General features: G+C 73.6%; 14 protein-coding genes. 9 read left to right on the top strand and 5 right to left on the bottom strand.

Going from position 1 to position 16,972, the window contains the following annotated elements:
- Positions 1–32 precede the first annotated feature (32 nt).
- Complete coding sequence (locus tag ACWGH4_RS15105; protein WP_453460314.1) at positions 33–1,064, bottom strand: endonuclease/exonuclease/phosphatase family protein; 1,032 nt, start codon at positions 1,062–1,064, stop codon at positions 33–35.
- A 346-nt stretch (positions 1,065–1,410) separates the two neighbouring features.
- Between ACWGH4_RS15105 and panB the strand changes: the two genes are divergently transcribed.
- Positions 1,411–2,271, top strand: a complete 861-nt coding sequence (gene panB, locus ACWGH4_RS15100; RefSeq protein WP_364597908.1) for a 3-methyl-2-oxobutanoate hydroxymethyltransferase — start codon at positions 1,411–1,413, stop codon at positions 2,269–2,271.
- Between the two features lie 134 nt (positions 2,272–2,405).
- Positions 2,406–2,768 (top strand): cupin domain-containing protein, encoded by a 363-nt coding sequence (locus ACWGH4_RS15095; RefSeq protein WP_453460311.1) that lies wholly within the window; start codon positions 2,406–2,408, stop codon positions 2,766–2,768.
- Positions 2,769–2,829: 61 nt separating this feature from the next.
- On the opposite strand, the gene ACWGH4_RS15090 is transcribed toward ACWGH4_RS15095, so the two are convergent.
- Positions 2,830–6,141, bottom strand: a complete 3,312-nt coding sequence (locus ACWGH4_RS15090; protein ID WP_453460308.1) for a CHAT domain-containing protein — start codon at positions 6,139–6,141, stop codon at positions 2,830–2,832.
- 67 nt (positions 6,142–6,208) lie between these two features.
- Between ACWGH4_RS15090 and ACWGH4_RS15085 the strand changes: the two genes are divergently transcribed.
- The 4 genes from ACWGH4_RS15085 to ACWGH4_RS15070 all read left to right on the top strand — a co-directional run bounded on the left by ACWGH4_RS15085 (position 6,209) and on the right by ACWGH4_RS15070 (position 9,120).
- Positions 6,209–6,559, top strand: a complete 351-nt coding sequence (locus ACWGH4_RS15085; protein WP_453460305.1) for a hypothetical protein — start codon at positions 6,209–6,211, stop codon at positions 6,557–6,559.
- Positions 6,556–7,197, top strand: a complete 642-nt coding sequence (locus ACWGH4_RS15080) for a hypothetical protein (protein ID WP_453460302.1) — start codon at positions 6,556–6,558, stop codon at positions 7,195–7,197. Before ACWGH4_RS15085 ends, ACWGH4_RS15080 begins: the two co-directional genes overlap by 4 nt.
- Positions 7,198–7,297: 100 nt before the next feature.
- A complete protein-coding gene (locus ACWGH4_RS15075) occupies positions 7,298–8,299 on the top strand; it encodes an ATP-binding cassette domain-containing protein (protein ID WP_453460299.1) in 1,002 nt (333 codons plus the stop codon).
- Positions 8,296–9,120: an ABC transporter permease gene (locus ACWGH4_RS15070; RefSeq protein WP_453460297.1), complete on the top strand. Its 825-nt coding sequence runs from the start codon at positions 8,296–8,298 to the stop codon at positions 9,118–9,120. The genes ACWGH4_RS15075 and ACWGH4_RS15070 overlap by 4 nt, the downstream gene beginning before the upstream one ends.
- A gap of 3 nt (positions 9,121–9,123) precedes the next feature.
- Here the strand turns inward: ACWGH4_RS15070 and ACWGH4_RS15065 are convergent, their stop codons facing one another.
- Positions 9,124–12,423 carry an ATP-binding protein gene (locus tag ACWGH4_RS15065; RefSeq protein ID WP_453460294.1) on the bottom strand — a complete coding sequence of 1,100 codons (3,300 nt, stop codon included), beginning with the start codon at positions 12,421–12,423 and terminating at the stop codon, positions 9,124–9,126.
- A 614-nt stretch (positions 12,424–13,037) separates the two neighbouring features.
- Between ACWGH4_RS15065 and ACWGH4_RS15060 the strand changes: the two genes are divergently transcribed.
- Positions 13,038–13,838: a site-2 protease family protein gene (locus ACWGH4_RS15060; RefSeq protein WP_453460292.1), complete on the top strand. Its 801-nt coding sequence runs from the start codon at positions 13,038–13,040 to the stop codon at positions 13,836–13,838.
- A 4-nt stretch (positions 13,839–13,842) separates the two neighbouring features.
- On the opposite strand, the gene ACWGH4_RS15055 is transcribed toward ACWGH4_RS15060, so the two are convergent.
- Together ACWGH4_RS15055 and npdG are read right to left on the bottom strand one after the other, a co-directional pair.
- The gene (locus tag ACWGH4_RS15055) at positions 13,843–14,031 is read right to left on the bottom strand and encodes a hypothetical protein (protein ID WP_453460289.1); all 189 of its coding nucleotides are present in this window, start codon (positions 14,029–14,031) and stop codon (positions 13,843–13,845) included.
- 125 nt (positions 14,032–14,156) lie between these two features.
- A complete protein-coding gene (npdG, locus tag ACWGH4_RS15050) occupies positions 14,157–14,876 on the bottom strand; it encodes an NADPH-dependent F420 reductase (protein ID WP_453460286.1) in 720 nt (239 codons plus the stop codon).
- Positions 14,877–14,970: 94 nt separating this feature from the next.
- Here npdG and ACWGH4_RS15045 point away from each other — a divergent pair, with 94 nt between their 5' ends.
- Positions 14,971–15,591: a hypothetical protein gene (locus ACWGH4_RS15045; protein WP_453460283.1), complete on the top strand. Its 621-nt coding sequence runs from the start codon at positions 14,971–14,973 to the stop codon at positions 15,589–15,591.
- Positions 15,592–15,645: 54 nt separating this feature from the next.
- Entirely contained in the window at positions 15,646–16,935 is a 1,290-nt protein-coding gene (locus ACWGH4_RS15040; RefSeq protein ID WP_441262703.1) for an MFS transporter, read from the top strand.
- Positions 16,936–16,972 lie beyond the last annotated feature (37 nt).

Here is a 16,972-nt window from a genome sequence, read left to right as displayed (position 1 = left end):
CGGTCACAGGGAGGGCCGCGGTGGGACCAAGGTCACAGGTCCACGCGGGCCGCGATCGGCAGGTGGTCGCTGTTCGTCCGCGGCAGCGTCCACGACGACACCGGCTCGACGCCGCGCACCATGATCTGGTCGATCCGCGCCATCGGGAACGCCGCCGGCCAGCTGAAGCCGAAGCCGTCGCCGGCCGCGCCCTGCGTGGAGCGCATCTGGGACGTGACGGCGTTCAGCGAGCGGTCGTTCATCGTGCCGTTGAGGTCGCCGAGCAGCACGACTCGGTCCAGCCGCTCGCGGGCGATGGCCTCGCCCAGCGCGTCGGCGCTGTCGTCCCGCTGGTTGGCGGTGAAGCCCGCGTGGAGCTTCACGCGGACGGACGGCATGTGCGCGACGTACACCGCTACCTCACCGCCGGGCGCCGCCACCGTGGCGCGCATCGCGCGGGTCCAGCCCATCCTGATGTCGACGGGCGAGACGCCGGTCAGCGGGTACTTGCTCCACAGCCCCACCGTGCCCTCGACGGCGTGGTGCGGATACGTGGCGGACAGGGCCTTCTCGTACGCCGTCACCTGCCCCGTCGGGAGTTCCTGCAGTGCGAGGACGTCGGCCCCGGACGCGGCGACGTCCTCCGCGGTGCCCACGGGGTCCGGGTTGTCCGCGTTCACGTTGTGCGTGGCGATCGTCAGATCGCCGCCGGTGGCCGCGGACTTGCCCAGCAGCCCGCCGAAGAGGTTGAGCCACACGACCGCCGGCAGCAGCACGGCGATCAGCCCGGTGGCGGAGCGTCGCAGCACCGCCGCGACGGCGATCAGCGGGACGAACACGCCGAACCACGGCAGGAAGGTCTCCGTCAGGCTGCCGAGGTTGCCGATCCGGTTGGGGATGTGGGCGTGCAGGATCATCAGCAGGGCGACCAGCACGGCGCAGACGGCGAGGACGACGCCGCGCCGCCAGATCCCGCGGTCGCCGCGCCACCGCTCGGGCACCCCCCGGAGTCTGCCGGCAAAGGACCCGGTGGGCCGCGTCCGGGCCGTGCCGTTCCCCGTGTCCGCCGTGTACGCCTGCGCCATAGAGCTGTCCTCACTGCCTTGCTGTCACGCCCGGCCTCGCCGCCGTCCTTAGGACCCTAGGCGATGACCGGTGGTCGTCCCGCCGTCCGGGGACGGCTGTTCTGCCTCGATGACGACGCGGGCGCACGCCGGGTTCCTGCCGCCGGGCTCGGCGCGGAGGCTGTGACAGAACGGGCACACTCGGTGCGTCGGGGATCACACCGCGGTGGGCGTGTCGGTGCCCCCGAAGGCGGCGACGCGGCGTGTGAGGGGGTCCTCTTTCCCCGGGTGGCATGAAGTGCCACCATGGGAGGCGATCCGGGGACGCCGTCAGGGCGCCTCGAGATGACGAAGGAGCCGAATACTCATGACGCTTCAGCCTGCCCAGAAGGCCACCGACAGCAGCAAGGCGCTGTACGGCGGCAAGCAGTCGCGCCGCATCACCGTGCATGACATCGCCGCCGCCAAGGAGCGCGGCGAGAAGTGGCCCATGCTCACCGCCTACGACGCCATGACGGCGTCCGTCTTCGACGAGGCAGGGATCCCCGTGGTCCTCGTGGGCGACTCGATGGGCAACTGCCACCTCGGCTACGAGACCACCGTGCCCGTCACGATGGACGAGATGACCCTCCTGTCCGCCGCCGTCGTACGGGGCACCAAGCGCGCCCTCGTCGTCGGTGACCTGCCCTTCGGCGCGTACCAGGAAGGGCCGGTACAGGCCCTCCGCAACGCGACCCGGCTGGTCAAGGAGGCAGGCGTCGGCGCGGTCAAGCTGGAGGGCGGCGAGCGTTCGCTGGCCCAGACCGAGCTGATCGTCCAGTCCGGCATCCCGGTCATGTCGCACCTGGGGCTCACCCCGCAGTCCGTGAACACCATGGGCTACCGGGTGCAGGGCCGCAGCGACGAGGCCGCCCACAAGCTGATCCGTGACGCCAAGGCCGCCCAGGACGCGGGCGCGTTCGCGGTGGTGCTCGAGCTGGTCCCGGCCGAGCTCGCCGCCGAGGTCACCCGCTCCCTGCACATCCCCACCATCGGCATCGGCGCCGGCCCCGACACCGACGCCCAGGTCCTGGTGTGGACCGACATGGCCGGCCTGACGGGCGGCAAGGTGCCGCGCTTCACCAAGCAGTACGCCAACCTCCGTCAGACCCTCGGCGACGCGGCGAAGGCGTTCGCCGACGACGTCGCGGGCGGCGCGTTCCCCGCGGAGGAGCACAGCTTCCACTGAGCCACGCCCGCCGCCGCGAAGAGCCACTCCCGGCACAGACGACAGCCCGCCGATCTTCCCCCGTCGGCGGGCTGTCGGCGTAGTGTGAGAGATGGCCTCGGGGGACCGCACGCACCGCCAGGAGGCGGGACATCATGGCCGCGATCATGAGCAGGAACTTCGACTCCGCCGACGAGACCCGTGAGTTCAAGGACGGGAAGGGCAAGCTGGACGTCATCAACACGGAGCACGGGCCGGTCGGCCGTGCCGTGTTCGAGCCGGGCTGGCGCTGGTCCACCCACATCAAGCCGATCGCGGGCACGGACAGCTGTCAGGCCGCGCACGTCGGTTACATGGTCAGCGGGCGTATGAAGGTCGTCATGGACGGCGGCGAGACCGGCGAGTTCGGCCCCGGCGACTTCATGTCCATCGCACCGGGGCACGACGCCTGGATCGTCGGCGACGAGCCGTGCGTGGTGCTCGACTGGGTCGGCTTCGGCGACTACGCGAAGTCCTGACCCCTCCCTCTCCGCGACAACCACAGACCGTCGGCGGCCTGCCCGTGCGGGGCCGCCCGAGCTACGGGCCGTCGTGCGTGAAGGGGGCCCAGAGCATCGGATTCGTGGGGTCGGCGTCGCGCAGCTCGGCGACGGCACGGTGCAGGGCCACGGCGGCGCCGGCCGAACAAAGCCGGTCCGATGCGCCGAGGTTCCGGTAGAACGCGGCGGCGACGGCGGGCGCGACCCGGTCCTGGACGGACCACAGGGTGGAGACGACATGGCGGAACCCCGCCATGCGCAGCGCGGCAGCGGTGTGGATGGCCTCGTCCGGCAACTGCCCTCCGCCCAGCCGGGTGTGGCAGGCGGAGAGGAACGCCAGGTCCGCACCGTTCAGTCGGAGCTCCGCGAAGTCGAGCACGTTCATGTCACCGTCACGCAGGCACAGGCCCGACGTGGCGGGTGCGTTCATGTCCAGCCTGCCGTGGCAGGCGAAGTGCGCCCACGGGTGTCCGGGCAGCTGCTCCCGTACCGCCGCGACGGTGGCCGCGCCGTCGGCCAGGGTGCTCAGCCGCCCCTGGCCGAACACCTCGCGCAGCCCTCGGAGTTCCTCGGGAACTCCCGGCAGGGGCGCGTGACCTCGCTCGGTGTCGGACAGTGCCACGGCCAGCAGCCGGGGATCGCCGGCCGCCGGGCGCCGCCTTGCGTCGACGAGTGCGGCAAGGGTCGAGGTGTAGGACGACACCACCGCGAACGGCAGCCCGACCGGCTCGGTCCGGTCGGGGCCGGTGCGCGGGTAACGCCCCGCCGCGTGCAGCGGCAGCGACACCAGGGAGGCCGTGGGACACCACCAGATCCGCGGCGGCGCCTCTGACCTGTACGGAAGCTCCAGCCGGTCCAGCACGGGCCGGGCGATCCTCTCCCACAGCCATTCCAGGGTGTCGTGGACGGTGTGCCGCGCCCGTTGCCGGACCCGGCCCGTGGCACCGGGTGCCAGCGCGTCGCCCAGGTCCTCGAGGTAGGTGTTGCAGACCCGGTCCATGGCGCGGAAGTCGACGTCGGGCAGCGGTACGACGTCGACCTGCCCGCCCGGCAGCACGAGGAGCGCGTCGCAGCGCACGGCGCTGATGTTGACGATGACCACGGGGCCCTCCGCCGCCGCGGGAGCGAGTTCGCCGAACGCGGGCGGGGCCAGGAAGCGCTCGAAGCCCGGCAGGCTCCTGACCCGGTCGCGCAGTCGTGTCCAGCGGCGGGCCAGCCGCATCCGGGTCTCCGGATCGACCCTGCCGGCACCGTCCAGTGCGGAGCGGATCTCCTCCGACTCCGCCGCGAGGGACGGCGCCCGCGCCGCGAGGGCGTCCAGGTCGCCGCGCAGGTGCAGCGTGGAACGCCACAGCACCGAACGCCCCTGCTCCAGGAGTTCCACCGCCAGCTCCGGCCGGCCCTCGCTGATAGCGAGGGCCGCCGCGTCCCGCGGCATCGCGGCGCCACTGCGCAGGCCCTGTTCCTGGTCGGCACGCTCCAGCCCCGTCCAGCCGAGGTCCCGCAGCAGGGAGACCGCGAGGCGCGCCCCCACCAGGGCGTCTGCGGTGTCGCCGGCCTCGTGGGCGAGGCCCGCCCACATCCGCGTGGCGGACAGACGGTCCTCGGGCGAGGAGCCGACGGCGCGGGCCGCCTCCCGCAGCGCCGTCAGCGCGGCGTCGCGGTCGGGGCCGTCCGGCGCGTACCGGAAGCGGTTCACCAGCGCCACGGTCAGACCGATCAGCACTTCGGCGCGGTCCACGTCCGTCGCCTCACATGCCGCGACCGCCGCGGTGAAGGCCCCCACGGCCTCTTCCACCTCGGCACGGCCGGGCCCTGCCCCGTCGCGCGAACGCAGCAGCAGTGAGCCGAGGAGCCGCTGCGCCTCGACCGTGTTCTCCCTGCTCACCGCGGTGGCCGCCGCCTCCCGGGCCGCGACGACCGCGGCGTCCCGGTCGCCCTCCTCGTCGAGTGCCGTGGCCAGCAGGACCAGCAGCTTCGGTCGCAGGGCGTGTGAGCGGGGCACGGCCGCCAGCGCGCGGCGGGCCTCGTCCGAGGTCGCGGCGCGACCGGCCGCGAACAGGGCGTGCGTCAGCGTCCGCGGATGGTCCGCGGGCGCCTCCCGCAGGACGGTCCGCGCCTCTTCCGCCACCGCCTCGGCCTCGCGCCGGTCCTGCGACCGGCGGGTGAGGGAGGCCCGGCTGCGCAGCGCCGACGCGAGGTTGGTGGCGGCGTCCGCCCGTTGCCTCGGGGTGTCCGCGGTGCGTACCGCGGCGCGCAGCAGGTCGACGGCGTCGTCCAGATCGTCCGGCGAACCTCTGCGCGAGCCCCGCACGGCCAGCGCCGCCCCGAGATTGGTGCGCGAGACGGCGTCGTCCGACGGCAGGCGCCCGACGGCCGCGCGCCCCAGCGCGACGGCCTCGTCCAGGTAGCTGTCGATCGTGTCCGCCGCGTCCGTACCGCCGGTGCCCGCTGCCGACCCGGCGCCGGCGTCCGTGTGCTGGACGGCCAGCGACGTCAGGGCGCCGCAGAGGCTCGCCTCCAGGTGGGCCCGTGATCCCTCGTCGCCGCCCGGCCGCGTCAGTGCCTGCCTGCCGATGTCCACCGCCTGACGCATCGGATCCTCGTCGCCGAGGACCTGGGACAGGTCGCGGAGCAGCGCGACGGCAGCGCGTACGGCGTCCATGCTCCCCGGATCGTCCGGGGGACGGGCCGACAGCTCCTCCTGAGCCACGGTGACGGCCTCACGCAGGTCGGCGGTGTGTCCCCGCAGGTCGTACCGGTGGCGCAGGACTCCCCGTAAGGCCCCCAGCAGCGCCGCCCGTGCCGGATGCCCCTCGGGGGCCAGGCGCACCCCGTCCCGGGTGATGTTGACGGCCGCTACGAGGGCCGCGTCGTCGCCCGTCTCCTCGAACTGCCTGAACGCGGCCTCCGCCTTCAGGTACTTGACCACCGGCGCCACCTCCGGGTCCACCGGAGGACCGGTGCGGGCGGCCTGAAGCCGCCGAAGGTTGGCGGCGGCCTGGGGGTGACCCATGGAGGCGGCGATCCGGAACCACAGGGCCGCGTCCGGGTCCTCCTGGTTGTGCAGCAGCACCCCCAGGTTGTTGGCGGCTTCCGGATGCCCGTGGCGGAACGCCTCGGTGTACCAGAGACGGGCCATGCGGATCCGGCCGGTGCGCTCCGCCAGCAGCGCCAGGTTGTACATCCCGTTGAAGTCGCCGTACTCCTCTGCGGCCTCCCTGAAGAGCTTCTCCGCCTCCTCGGTACGACCGTGGCGGTCCAACTCCACCCCCCGCAGCAGCAGTTGCCGCCCACGGCCCGCCATCGCCCCGTCGTCCCCGACCTTGCCCTCACCGCTGCCGACCGCCATGAGCCCCCCTCGCCACGAGTGGTCGAAACAGCACTCAAGGTAAACCGGCGCTCATTACAGTGTGGCCATGTCCGACGCAGCGGCCCCTGCCTATCTCGCCACCACCGACCGTGAACTGACCGACCGCGCCTACGACTTGCTCGAAGCCGGGCAGATCACGGTCTCCCCGCACGGCTCTGGCGACGTGTACGGCTTCGTCGTGGCCGGTCCGTGTCCCCGCTGCGACCACCGGATCGTCGACCGGCAGGTCTCGGTCGCGCTCACCGGCACCGGCGGGGTGGGCCGATCCGCGGGCGCCGGCCCGGCGGAGAGCGTGGTGCTGGACATCTCCTGCGGCTGCGGCAGCACCCACCTGGACGCCCCGGAGGGCCTGACGGGGTGCGGTGCCAGCTTCCGCCTCGAACTGGACATCGTGTGAACCTGCGTCCTCGCAGGCCGGCCGGTCCGCCCACTGCGACCGACCTGGCGGAGCGGGACCGGTTCCGGGAACTGGTGCGCGAGTCGCTGCCCGCGGTGCGTGCGAGCGCGGAGGCGTGGCGGAACGGCCTGGCGGCCTTCATCACCCTGGTCGGCGCGGCGATCGTGCTCAAGGGGCGGGGCACCACCGCCGAGCTGCCCTTCGGCTGGAGGGTCGCCGTCACCGTGCTCGTCGGCGGTGGACTGGCCCTGGCCGTGGTGGGTCTGTGGCACGCCCTCGCCGCACAGGCGGGAGACCGGCCGCTCGCCGTCACCCTGGCCGAAATCCACCGCGATCACGGGTCGGTGGACGTTTTCGAGGTGGCGACGGCGATACGGGCCGCCCGGGTGCTCACCCGTGCCCGCCGTACGGTCGCCGTGGCCCTCGCCCTGCTGTTCGCCGGCACCGCGCTCACCTGGTGGGCGCCCGCGGCCCGGCCCGCCTTCCTGAAGGTGACACACGGCTCGGGAACCACCTGCGGCGTTCTGTTGTCGGCGGACGGGGGCAAGGTCCGCCTGTCCGTGGCCGGGCGGGCGGGCCCGGTCGAGATCCCGCTCGCGTCGGTCGACAACATGGCCGTGACCGGCGCTTGCCCCTAGGCCCCCCACCCACGAGGTCCCGCCCGCCTGCCGGTGTCCCTCGGCGGCCTGTCGGTGATCTGTCGGCCGTCTGTCGGCGCGGGCGGACACCGTGGTCCCCATGACGCGAATCGACAAGAACGCCGTCGAGGTACGGGGCCTCGTCAAGCACTTCGGGGAGACCAAGGCGCTCGACGGGGTGGACCTCGACGTCCGCGAAGGCACGGTCCTCGGGGTCCTCGGCCCCAACGGCGCCGGAAAGACCACCCTCGTACGCTGCCTCTCCACGCTGATCGTCCCCGACGCCGGCCACGCCACCGTCGCCGGCTACGACGTGGTCCGGCAGCCCCGTCAGCTGCGCCGCACCATCGGGCTCACCGGCCAGTACGCCTCGGTGGACGAGAAGCTGTCCGGACGGGAGAACCTGTACATGATCGGGCGGCTGCTCGACCTGTCGCGCAAGGACGCCCGCCGCCGCGCGGAGGAACTGCTGGAGCGCTTCTCGCTCGCCGAGGCCGCCAAGCGGCCCGCAGGGCAGTACTCGGGCGGTATGCGGCGCCGGCTCGACCTGGCCGCCTCGATGATCGGCCGGCCGGCCGTGCTCTACCTCGACGAGCCGACGACCGGGCTCGATCCCCGCACCCGCAACGAGGTCTGGGACGAGGTACGGCGGATGGTCGCGGAGGGCGCGACCGTACTGCTCACCACCCAGTACATGGAGGAGGCCGAACAGCTCGCGAGCGAGCTGACCGTCATCGACCGGGGCCGGGTCATCGCGGGCGGAGCCGTGGACGAGCTGAAGGCCAAGGTCGGCGGGCGCACCCTGCAGATCCGGCCGAGCGACCCGGCACAACTCGCCGCCATGGCACGGGCGGTGGCCGAGGCCGGGCTCGACGGCATCGGAGGCGTGTCGGCGGTGCCGGACGAAGGACAGCTGTACGTACCGATCCTCAGCGACGAGCAACTGACCGCGGTCGTCGGCGTGCTGAGCGCCCACGGCTTCCGGATCGCGCACATCGGCACCCATCTGCCCAGCCTGGACGAGGTGTTCCTCGCCATCACCGGCGGCAAGACCCCGCCCGCACCCGTCGGCACCACGATCCCCGAGGAGGTCGCGGCATGAACGCGGCAACCGTCACCGCCCCTGCCGCCGTTCCCCGCACGGAGGGGAGGATCGGCCTGCGGGCCAATCTGCGGCACATCGGCGCCCTGGTGCGCCGCAACATCATGCAGATCAAGCAGGACCCGGAGTCGATGTTCGACGTCCTGCTGATGCCGATCGTCTTCACCCTGCTGTTCGTGTACGTCTTCGGCGGCGCGATCTCCGGCAAGGGGAACCAGGACGTGTACGTCAACTACGTGGTCCCCGGGCTGATGGCGATGATGGGCCTGAGCATCGCCATGGCCGTCGGGACAGGCATCAACGACGACTTCAGGAAGGGCGTCATGGACCGGTTCCGGACGATGCCCATCGCCCGGTCGTCGGTCCTCGTCGCGAAGATCGTCGTCGAAGTGGGCCGGATGCTGGTCGCCATCGCGATCCTGCTCGGCGTGGGCTTCCTGCTCGGGCTGGAGATCAAGACCTCCGTGCTCGGACTCCTCGCCGCCGTCGGGCTCTCGCTCGTCTTCGGCGCGTCGCTGACCTGGATCTTCATCCTGCTGGGGCTGACGATGAAGACGGCACAGGCCGTCCAGGGGATGGCGATGCTGGTACTGATGCCGCTGCAGTTCGGGTCGTCGATCTTCACACCGCCGTCGACCATGCCCGGCTGGCTGGAGTCGTTCACCGAGTACAACCCGCTCTCCAACCTCGCGGACGCGGCCCGCGCGCTCATCAACGGCGGGCCGGTGGCCCACTCGGTGTGGATGACGCTGGGGTGGGCCGCCGCCATCACGGTGGTGACGGCACCGCTCGCGATCGCCAGGTTCCGTAAGAAGACGTGACGTTCACTGCGTCCCGCTCACCAGGGCGGCGGCCTCCTCCAACGTGAGGCCGCCGCCCTCGGCGTACGCGTCCTCGAAGGCGGCGTCCCCGAGGACGGCGCGGGCGGCGTCCTCGGCGATGCGGCGGTTCTCCCGCTCCATCAAGGCCATGAAGTGCCGCGGTGGAAGCAGCACTTCGTGCGCGCCGAGCAGCCGGGCCGCGAGCAGCGCGTCACCCTCGCCGGCGGTCGCACGCGCCGCCGTCAGGATGTGCACCGACGGAATCTGGGGAGCGACCACCATGGACAACGGCTCCATGGCGTAGGCGAGTGCCGTACGGACTCCCTCGCGGGCCTCCGCATAACGACCGTCGACCGTGTCCAGCCAGGCCAGGGAGCCGATGACGATGCCCTCGAAGATGGCGAGGGTGTCGCTCCTGAGCTCCCGGCGCAGCGTCTCCAGCTCCCTGCGTGCCTCGCCGGTGCGGCCGGAGCGGCCGAGCCATGTCGCGAGCAGCGCCCTGGCCAGTGACCTCGCCTCGTACCCGGTGTCGTGTCCGGCGGAGACCACCTCGCGCAGGATGATCTCCGCCTCCTCGCCCGGGCCGGTCTCCAACAGGGTGTTCGCCAGGCGGGCCCGCAGAAGGAGCGCCTGGCCCCTGGCGCCGAGCACGGCGGCGGACTCGACGGCCGCGCGGTAGTCGGCGGCGGCCTCCTCGTACGCGCCCCGCTGCTCATGGGCCTCGCCGCGGGACGAGAGCGCCTCTGCCATACCCCAGGCGTCCCCGAGGCGCTCGAAGATCCGCAGACTGCGGTCCGCGTCGCGGTGTGCGTCGCCGGCCCACATGCCGCGGTTGGCCAGGATGTTGGCCCGCCACTGAAGAGCGTTGGCCAGCTCCCACTCCGGGCCGTACTCCTCCGCGACCCGCACCGTCCGGTCGAGGACGCGGCGCAGTTGGTCTCCGTCGCCCGTGACCAGTACGGCGTAGAACCACAGGGAGGCGGGAAAGCGGCAGCTCTGCGGCTGGCCCGCGTCGTAGACGTCGACGACGCGGCGCAGCCAGGCGAGCTTCTCCGGAGTCGTCCACTTCTCGGTGCCGTGGTCCATGTTGACCATCCGGATCAGCGCGGCCTGCCGCCGGGCCTCCGCGAGCAGTTCGGGGGTGAGCGGCGGGGGCGAGTCCGTGCACCGCTCGCTGAGTGGCGGCGCAGGGCGCGCGGGCGGCGCGAAGGGGTCGTGGTGGAGGGCGGACACGGCATCGGTCCACTGGCGGGCGTCGGTGCGCAGGTCCTGCATGTGCCAGAACCAGGCGAGGGAGAGCACGAGGCACAGCGCCTCGTGCTCGTCGCGGGCGGCGACCGCCCGCCGCAGGGCGGTGCGCAGGTTCTCGTACTCGCGCCGCAGCAGGGCGAGGGCGGCGTGCTGGCCGTGACCGCGGAGCCGGGGGTCGGTGGTGCGGGCGAGCTCCCGGTAGTGCACCAGGTGCCGCCGCTCGGCCCCGGCCCGCTCTCCGGCCTCGTCGAGCCGTTCGGCGGCGTACTCGGCGACGGTCTCGAGCAGCCGGTACCGCATCCGCCCGTCGGCGGCGGGCTCGGCGACGACGAGCGACTTGTCGACAAGGGCGCCGACCACTCCGGCGACGTCACCCACGTCCCCGGTGTCGGCGGCGGTCCCGGCCGGGCCCGGTGCGGGGCAGACCGCTTCGGCAGCCGGCAGGTCGCAGCCGCCGGCGAAGACCGACAGGCGGCGCAGGACCGCCCGTTCCTCGGGGGTGAGCAGGTCCCAGGACCAGTCGACGACCGCGCGGAGCGTCTGCTGACGGGGCAGGACCGTACGGGCGCCGTTCGTCAGGAGACGGAAGCGGTCGTCGAGACGGTCGGCGATCTGGCGCGGGGTGAGCATCCGCAGCCGCGCCGCGGCCAGTTCGACGGCGAGCGGCAGTCCGTCGAGGCGACGGCAGATCTCGACGGCCGCGGCGGCGGTCCCCTCGTCCGCGTCGACACGGAAGCCCGGCCGCGCGGACGCGCCCCGGTCGGCCAGCAGCCGCAGCGCCGTCGCGTCCGGCAGCGGACCCACCGGGCGGACCTGCTCGCCGGGGACACCCAGCGGTTCGCGGCTGGTGGCCAGGATCGTCAGACCGGGACAGCTGCCCAGCAGGCGCTCCGCCAGCAGCGCCGCGGCCTCCACGACGTGTTCGCAGTTGTCGAGCAGCACCAGCATGCGGCGCCGGGCGCAGTGCTCGGCGAGACGCACGAGCGGGTCGGCGCCGTGCGGGTCGGCGGCACGCAGCTCCTCCGCGCCCGCGCCGCGCAGCACCGTCTCCCGTGCGCCGAGCGCCGTGAGCACCGCCTCGGGAACGGCCGACGGGTCGGTGACGGGCGCGAGTTCGGCCAGCCAGACGCCGTCCGGCCAGCGGCTGCCCGGCTGTGCGGCCGCCCGTTCCGCGGCCTCCTGCGACAGCCGTGTCTTGCCGGCGCCGCCGGGCCCGAGCAGGGTCACCAGCCGGGCCCGGGACAGGTCCTCGCCGATCTCGCGCAGTTCGGGTTCGCGTCCGACGAAGCTGGTGAGCCGGGCGCGGAGATTGCCCTGGGGGGCGGCCGGCGCCGGCGGGTTCAGCAACTCGGCGTGCAGTGCGGCCAGTTCCGGGCCCGGGTCGGTGCCGAGCCGTTCGGCCAGCCCGCTGCGTACCTCCTCGTACGCCGCGAGGGCCTCGGCGGGCCGGCCGGTGTCGCGCAGCGCCCGGATCCGCAGTGCCTGGAGCCGTTCGTCGAGCGGATGCGCCTCGCACAGGGCCAGCAGCTCCGGGACCGCGGCCTCGGCGCCGCCGAGGCCGAGCGCCGCGGCGATCCGCGCGCGGCGGGCGTCCAGCCTGCGGGCCTCCCACCGCGCCTCGGCCGCGGTACGGTCCGGCAGGTCGGCCAGCACCGGTCCCCGCCACAGCGCGAGGGCGTCGTCGAGGAGGGCCGCCGCCTCGGCCGCGTCGCCGTCCTCCAGCGCCCGCGTGCCCTCGCCGGTGAGCCGGTCGAACCGGTGGAGGTCCACGTCGTCGGGGGCGGCGCACAGCCGGTATCCGCCGTCGGCCAGGGCGACGGCCCCGGGCCCGAGGGCGCGGCGCAGCCGACCGACGAGCGCCTGCAGCGCGCCGGCCGGATCCGCGGGCGGGTCGCCGTCCCACACCTCGTCGACCAGCACGTTCGCGGGGACCGTCCGCCCGGCCCGGAGGGCGAGCGCCGTCAGCAGGGCACGCAGCCGGACGCCGCCGGGCGGGACGGGCGTGCCGTCGTCGCGGACGGCCTGTGTGGTGCCGAGCAGGAGATAGCGCACCGGCCCATTGTCCCCGCACCACCCGCGCCCGGTGCCGGCGCCTGTGCCTCCCGCACCGCGACCGCCGCGCACCCGGCGACGTGCCGGTGTCGCCGCCGTGCCGGTCGCGCCGCCCGCGCACGGCCGTGTCCGGTCCCTGGACCGATACCACGCACCTGCCGCCGGGCCGGGGCCGCCGCCTCCCGCCCGCCGTACCGCAGGCCGCCCGCGCAGGGCCTGCGGTCCGAGGCCGAGCGCGTACCCGCCCCACCGGGTCGATGCCTCCGGTGTGCCGAATCCGACGATCGGCGACCGAGTGCCGGCGGTCGGGCCGGACCCGAACGCGTGCCGCCCGCCGGGCCGGTGCCACCCGCGCCACGACCGCCGACACCCACGGCCTCGCCGTGCCCGCCGACGTGCCGGTACCGGTGTCGTACCCGCCGCCCCGTGCCGCTGACGCGACCGCGTACCGGTCGGCGACACCGGTGGCGTCACCCGCGCACCGGTGTCGCCGGCGCGCCCTTGGGCAGGCGCAGGAACCGGGAACCGCCCCGGGACGTTTGACCCCGTGGCGCCGGTGCGGTCTACTCCGCACACCCGCCCCGCACCCCCGCCGCACCCCAGGAGCCGCGTTCATGACCACCGCCGCCAGGCGCCGCAGCGACAGCGCCATCAGTCCCGTGTTCCTCGGGATCGCCGCGGTGATGGCGGTCACCGGCTGGGCGGTGTGGACGGACTTCGCGGCCAGCCCGGGGCTGGCCGTCTTCATCTTCGTGGTCTCCGCCTGGATCGTCTCGCTGTGCCTGCACGAGTACGCGCACGCCCGTACCGCGCTCCACGGCGGCGACATCTCCATCGGCGCCAAGGGCTATCTGACGCTGAACCCGCTGAAGTACACGCACGCCCTGCTGAGCATCGTGCTGCCCGTCATCTTCGTGATCATGGGTGGTATCGGTCTGCCCGGCGGCGCGGTCTTCATCGAGCGGAACCGCATCAGCGGCCGCTGGAAGCACAGCCTGATCTCGGCCGCGGGACCGCTGACGAACGTGCTGTTCGCCGCCGTGTGCACCGCCCCGTTCTGGCTCGGCGCCCTGGACGGCGTCCCGGTCGCGTTCCGCTTCGCGCTGGCCTTCCTCGCGATGCTCCAGGTCACGGCCGCGCTCCTGAACTTCCTGCCGGTCCCGGGCCTGGACGGCTACGGCGTGATCGAGCCCTGGCTGTCGTACAAGGTGCGCCGGCAGGTCGAGCCGATCGCCCCGTTCGGGCTGATCATCGTCTTCGTCGTCCTCTTCATCCCCGAGGTCAACGGCATGTTCTTCGACGCCGTCTACGGGATCATGCAGGCGCTCGGGGTGGACGAGCTCGGCGTCTACTGCGGCCGGGACCTGTTCGAGTTCTGGAAGGGACAGGACGAGTTCTGCGCCGTCCGCGCCTGACGCGTCAGGCGGAGCCGGACCCGGCGGCCCGCTCCGCCTTCGCCCGGCGCAGGTAGTACCAGGCCATGTTCGACGCGAGGCCCGCGAGGAGCACCCACACGACCCCGAGCCACATGCCCTGCACGAAGGAGATCACCGCCGCGACGACGGCGAGGGCGCAGACGGCGAGGGAGTAGAGAGCGAGGCGGGGCATGGGGTACGGCTCCTGTCGGGTCCTGCGGGCGGTTCGGCCCTCCAGTGTCCCCCATGCGTCCCCCTGCCCGCCCGTCTCCCCCGTGCGCGCCCCCGCCCCGCGAGAACGCGCCGCCGGGGACGGCCCTACACGTCGGTGACGCGCAGCCCCGCGTGTGCCTTGTAACGGCGGTTGACCGAGATCAGGTTGGCGACCAGCGACTCGACCTGATGGGCGTTGCGCAGGCGGCCGGCGAAGACGCCCCGCATACCAGGGATACGGGCGGCCAGCGCCTGCACGATGTCGGTGTCGGCGCGGACCTCGCCCAGCACCATCACATCGGTGTCGATCTCCTCGATCGACTCGTCCTGAAGCAGCACGGCGGACAAATGGTGGAACGCCGCCGTCACCCGCGAGTCGGGCAGCAGGACGGCCGCCTGCTCGGCGGCGCTGCCCTCCTCCGGCTTGAGCGCGTACGCGCCCTTCTTGTCGAAGCCGAGCGGGTTGACGCAGTCGACGACGAGCTTGCCGGCGAGCTCCTTCTGCAGCGTCTCCAGCGTCTTGGCGTGCCCGTCCCACGGCACGGCCACGATCACCACGTCGCTGCGCCGCGCGCACTCCGCGTTGTCGGCGCCCTCGATGCCGAGGCCCAGTTCCTGGGCGGCGGCCTCGGCGCGCTCCACGGAACGGGAACCGATGATCACCTTCTGGCCGGCCCTGGCCAGCCGGTAGGCCAGTCCCCGGCCCTGGTCGCCGGTGCCGCCGAGGACGCCGACGACGAGGCCGGAGACGTCGGGAAGGTCCCAGGGGTCCTTGGCGGGCGCCTTGGCCGCGGAGCCCTGACTTTCAGTACCACTAGTAGTCATGGCCCGACCTTACTTCGCGGTACGGCCTCCCTATCGAGTGAGCCGTGCCCGACCGGGCCGCGCCGGGCGGGGGCGCGGTGCAGGATGCCGGTCCATGGATGCCGTACGCGTCGCGCTGCTGCGCGAAGTCCTCGCCGGGACCCAATGGCCCGCGGCGGCCCGCCGGTTCGCCGGGGCGCTGCGCTCCTCCGTGGTGCCGCGCGGCGGCGGTCTGCTGCTGGTGGGGACGCGGCAGTACGAGCCGTGGCACATGGCCGCCCACCTCGTCGACGAGGCGGCATGGTCGGGACAGCCGGAGCTCGCCCCGACGCTCGTGCGGCACCGGGTGGGCGCCGGGGACCCGGCGCATCTGGCCGTCGGGCTGGGCAGGCTCGAGGCGGCCCGGCGCGGCGAGACCCTGCTGCTGGTGGCCCCCGCCGCGCCCGACCCGGGCCTGCTGGAACGGGTCCACGACGCGCGTCGGGCCGGGGCAACGGTCCTGGCCCTCGACGGCGGCGACCACGAGGTGCGGGGCCTGGCGCACGAGGCGCTGACGGTTCCGGGCCCGGACCACGCGGACGGGGCGGCCGAGATCGACATCGACACGGTGCAGCACCTGGTGAGCGCGGCGGCCGGCGAGAACTGCGTGCCGGCGCCGCGCGGCCGGTCGCGCTTCAGGGACCGGCTGTCGCGTCTCGCGGACCAGCTGACGGCACCGCCGCCGCCCCGCTGGTGACACCGGGGGAAATTCGGTTGCCCGGGGCCATCAGCGGACCGAACATGGCCACCCGTGACCTCCAAGCCCTCCAAGCTCGCCGCCGTGCTGCCCGACCTCTCCCCGTTGCGGTCGTCCCGCGGGTTCCGGCTTCTGTGGATACAAGGGCTGGTCACCTACTTCGCGAGCTTCATGGCGATGATCGCGCTGCCGCTCCAGATCAAGGACCTGACCGGCTCCCCGCTCGCCGTGGGCGCGATGGGCGCGGTCGAACTGGTCCCGCTCATCGTCTTCGGTCTCTACGGCGGTGCCCTGGCGGACGCCGTAGACCGGCGCAGGATGATCCTCGGCACCGAGGCCGGTCTCGGCCTCCTGGCGCTGATCCTGCTCGTGAACGCCGCGCTTCCCGAGCCGATGCTCTGGCCCCTGTACCTGGTGGCGGCGGGCGTCTCTGCCTGTGCCGGGCTGCAGCGCCCTGCCCTGGACTCGCTGATCGCCCGTATCGTGCCGCACGACCAGCTCACGGCGGCCGCGGCGCTCAACGCCGTCCGCTGGCAGGCGGGCGCGATCGCCGGTCCGGCGGTGGCGGGCGTCGTCGTCGCCTACGCCGGTCACGCGACGGCGTACGGGCTCACCGTCGTCGGCTTCGCCGTCTCCGTGCTGCTGTGCCTGCGCCTGGACCCGGCGCCGCCGGCGCACGACGCGCAAAAGCCTTCCTTGCGGGGCATCGCGGAGGGCGCGCGGTACGCGTGGTCGCGACCGGTGCTGCTGGGGACGTACGCCATCGACCTGGCCGCGATGGTGTTCGCCTTCCCGAACACGATCTTCCCGTTCCTGGCGGACGACCTGGACGCGGAGTGGGCCCTCGGCCTCATGTACGCGGCGGGCTCGGTCGGCTCCGTGCTGCTCAGCCTCACCAGCGGCTGGACGTCACGGGTACGCCGGCACGGCCTCTTCGTGGTCTTCGGCGCGGCCGGGTGGGGGCTGGCGGTCGCCGCGGCGGGATGGTTCTCGAACGTGTGGCTGGTGCTGCTGTGCCTGGCCTTCGCGGGCGCCGGCGACATGCTGAGCGGCCTCGGCCGCTCGACGATCTGGAACCAGACGATCCCCGAGTCCCTCCGGGGCCGCCTGGCGGGCATCGAGGTCCTCTCGTACAGCGTCGGCCCGCAGCTCGGCCAGGTCCGCGCCGGCGCGATGGCGGGCTGGACGGGCACGCGTCCGGCGATCTGGAGCGGCGGAGTGGTGTGTCTGGTGTCGGTGGGGGTGCTGGCGGCGGTGCTGCCGAAGCTGGTCACGTACGACGCGGAGACGGACGAGGACGCGGTGGCGCGACGGGCGGCGGCGGGTGCGGGTGCGGGTGCGTGACGCCTGCGGCGGGCGTTTCCCCTCCCCGCCCCTTCCC

The sequence above is a fragment of the Streptomyces sp. NPDC054847 genome, assembly GCF_053610925.1.
Note: the sequence above shows the minus strand (reverse complement) of the source record. Positions and strands in the feature narration are given on the sequence as shown.

Bases quoted from the DNA above. Each gene is read 5' to 3' on its own strand.
- ACWGH4_RS15105 (WP_453460314.1), bottom strand. From the start codon at position 1,064: ATGGCGCAGGCGTACACGGCGGACACGGGGAACGGCACGGCCCGGACG.
- panB (WP_364597908.1), top strand. From the start codon at position 1,411: ATGACGCTTCAGCCTGCCCAGAAGGCCACCGACAGCAGCAAGGCGCTG.
- ACWGH4_RS15095 (WP_453460311.1), top strand. From the start codon at position 2,406: ATGGCCGCGATCATGAGCAGGAACTTCGACTCCGCCGACGAGACCCGT.
- ACWGH4_RS15090 (WP_453460308.1), bottom strand. From the start codon at position 6,141: ATGGCGGTCGGCAGCGGTGAGGGCAAGGTCGGGGACGACGGGGCGATG.
- ACWGH4_RS15085 (WP_453460305.1), top strand. From the start codon at position 6,209: ATGTCCGACGCAGCGGCCCCTGCCTATCTCGCCACCACCGACCGTGAA.
- ACWGH4_RS15075 (WP_453460299.1), top strand. From the start codon at position 7,298: ATGACGCGAATCGACAAGAACGCCGTCGAGGTACGGGGCCTCGTCAAG.
- ACWGH4_RS15070 (WP_453460297.1), top strand. From the start codon at position 8,296: ATGAACGCGGCAACCGTCACCGCCCCTGCCGCCGTTCCCCGCACGGAG.
- ACWGH4_RS15060 (WP_453460292.1), top strand. From the start codon at position 13,038: ATGACCACCGCCGCCAGGCGCCGCAGCGACAGCGCCATCAGTCCCGTG.
- ACWGH4_RS15055 (WP_453460289.1), bottom strand. From the start codon at position 14,031: ATGCCCCGCCTCGCTCTCTACTCCCTCGCCGTCTGCGCCCTCGCCGTC.
- npdG (WP_453460286.1), bottom strand. From the start codon at position 14,876: ATGACTACTAGTGGTACTGAAAGTCAGGGCTCCGCGGCCAAGGCGCCC.
- ACWGH4_RS15045 (WP_453460283.1), top strand. From the start codon at position 14,971: ATGGATGCCGTACGCGTCGCGCTGCTGCGCGAAGTCCTCGCCGGGACC.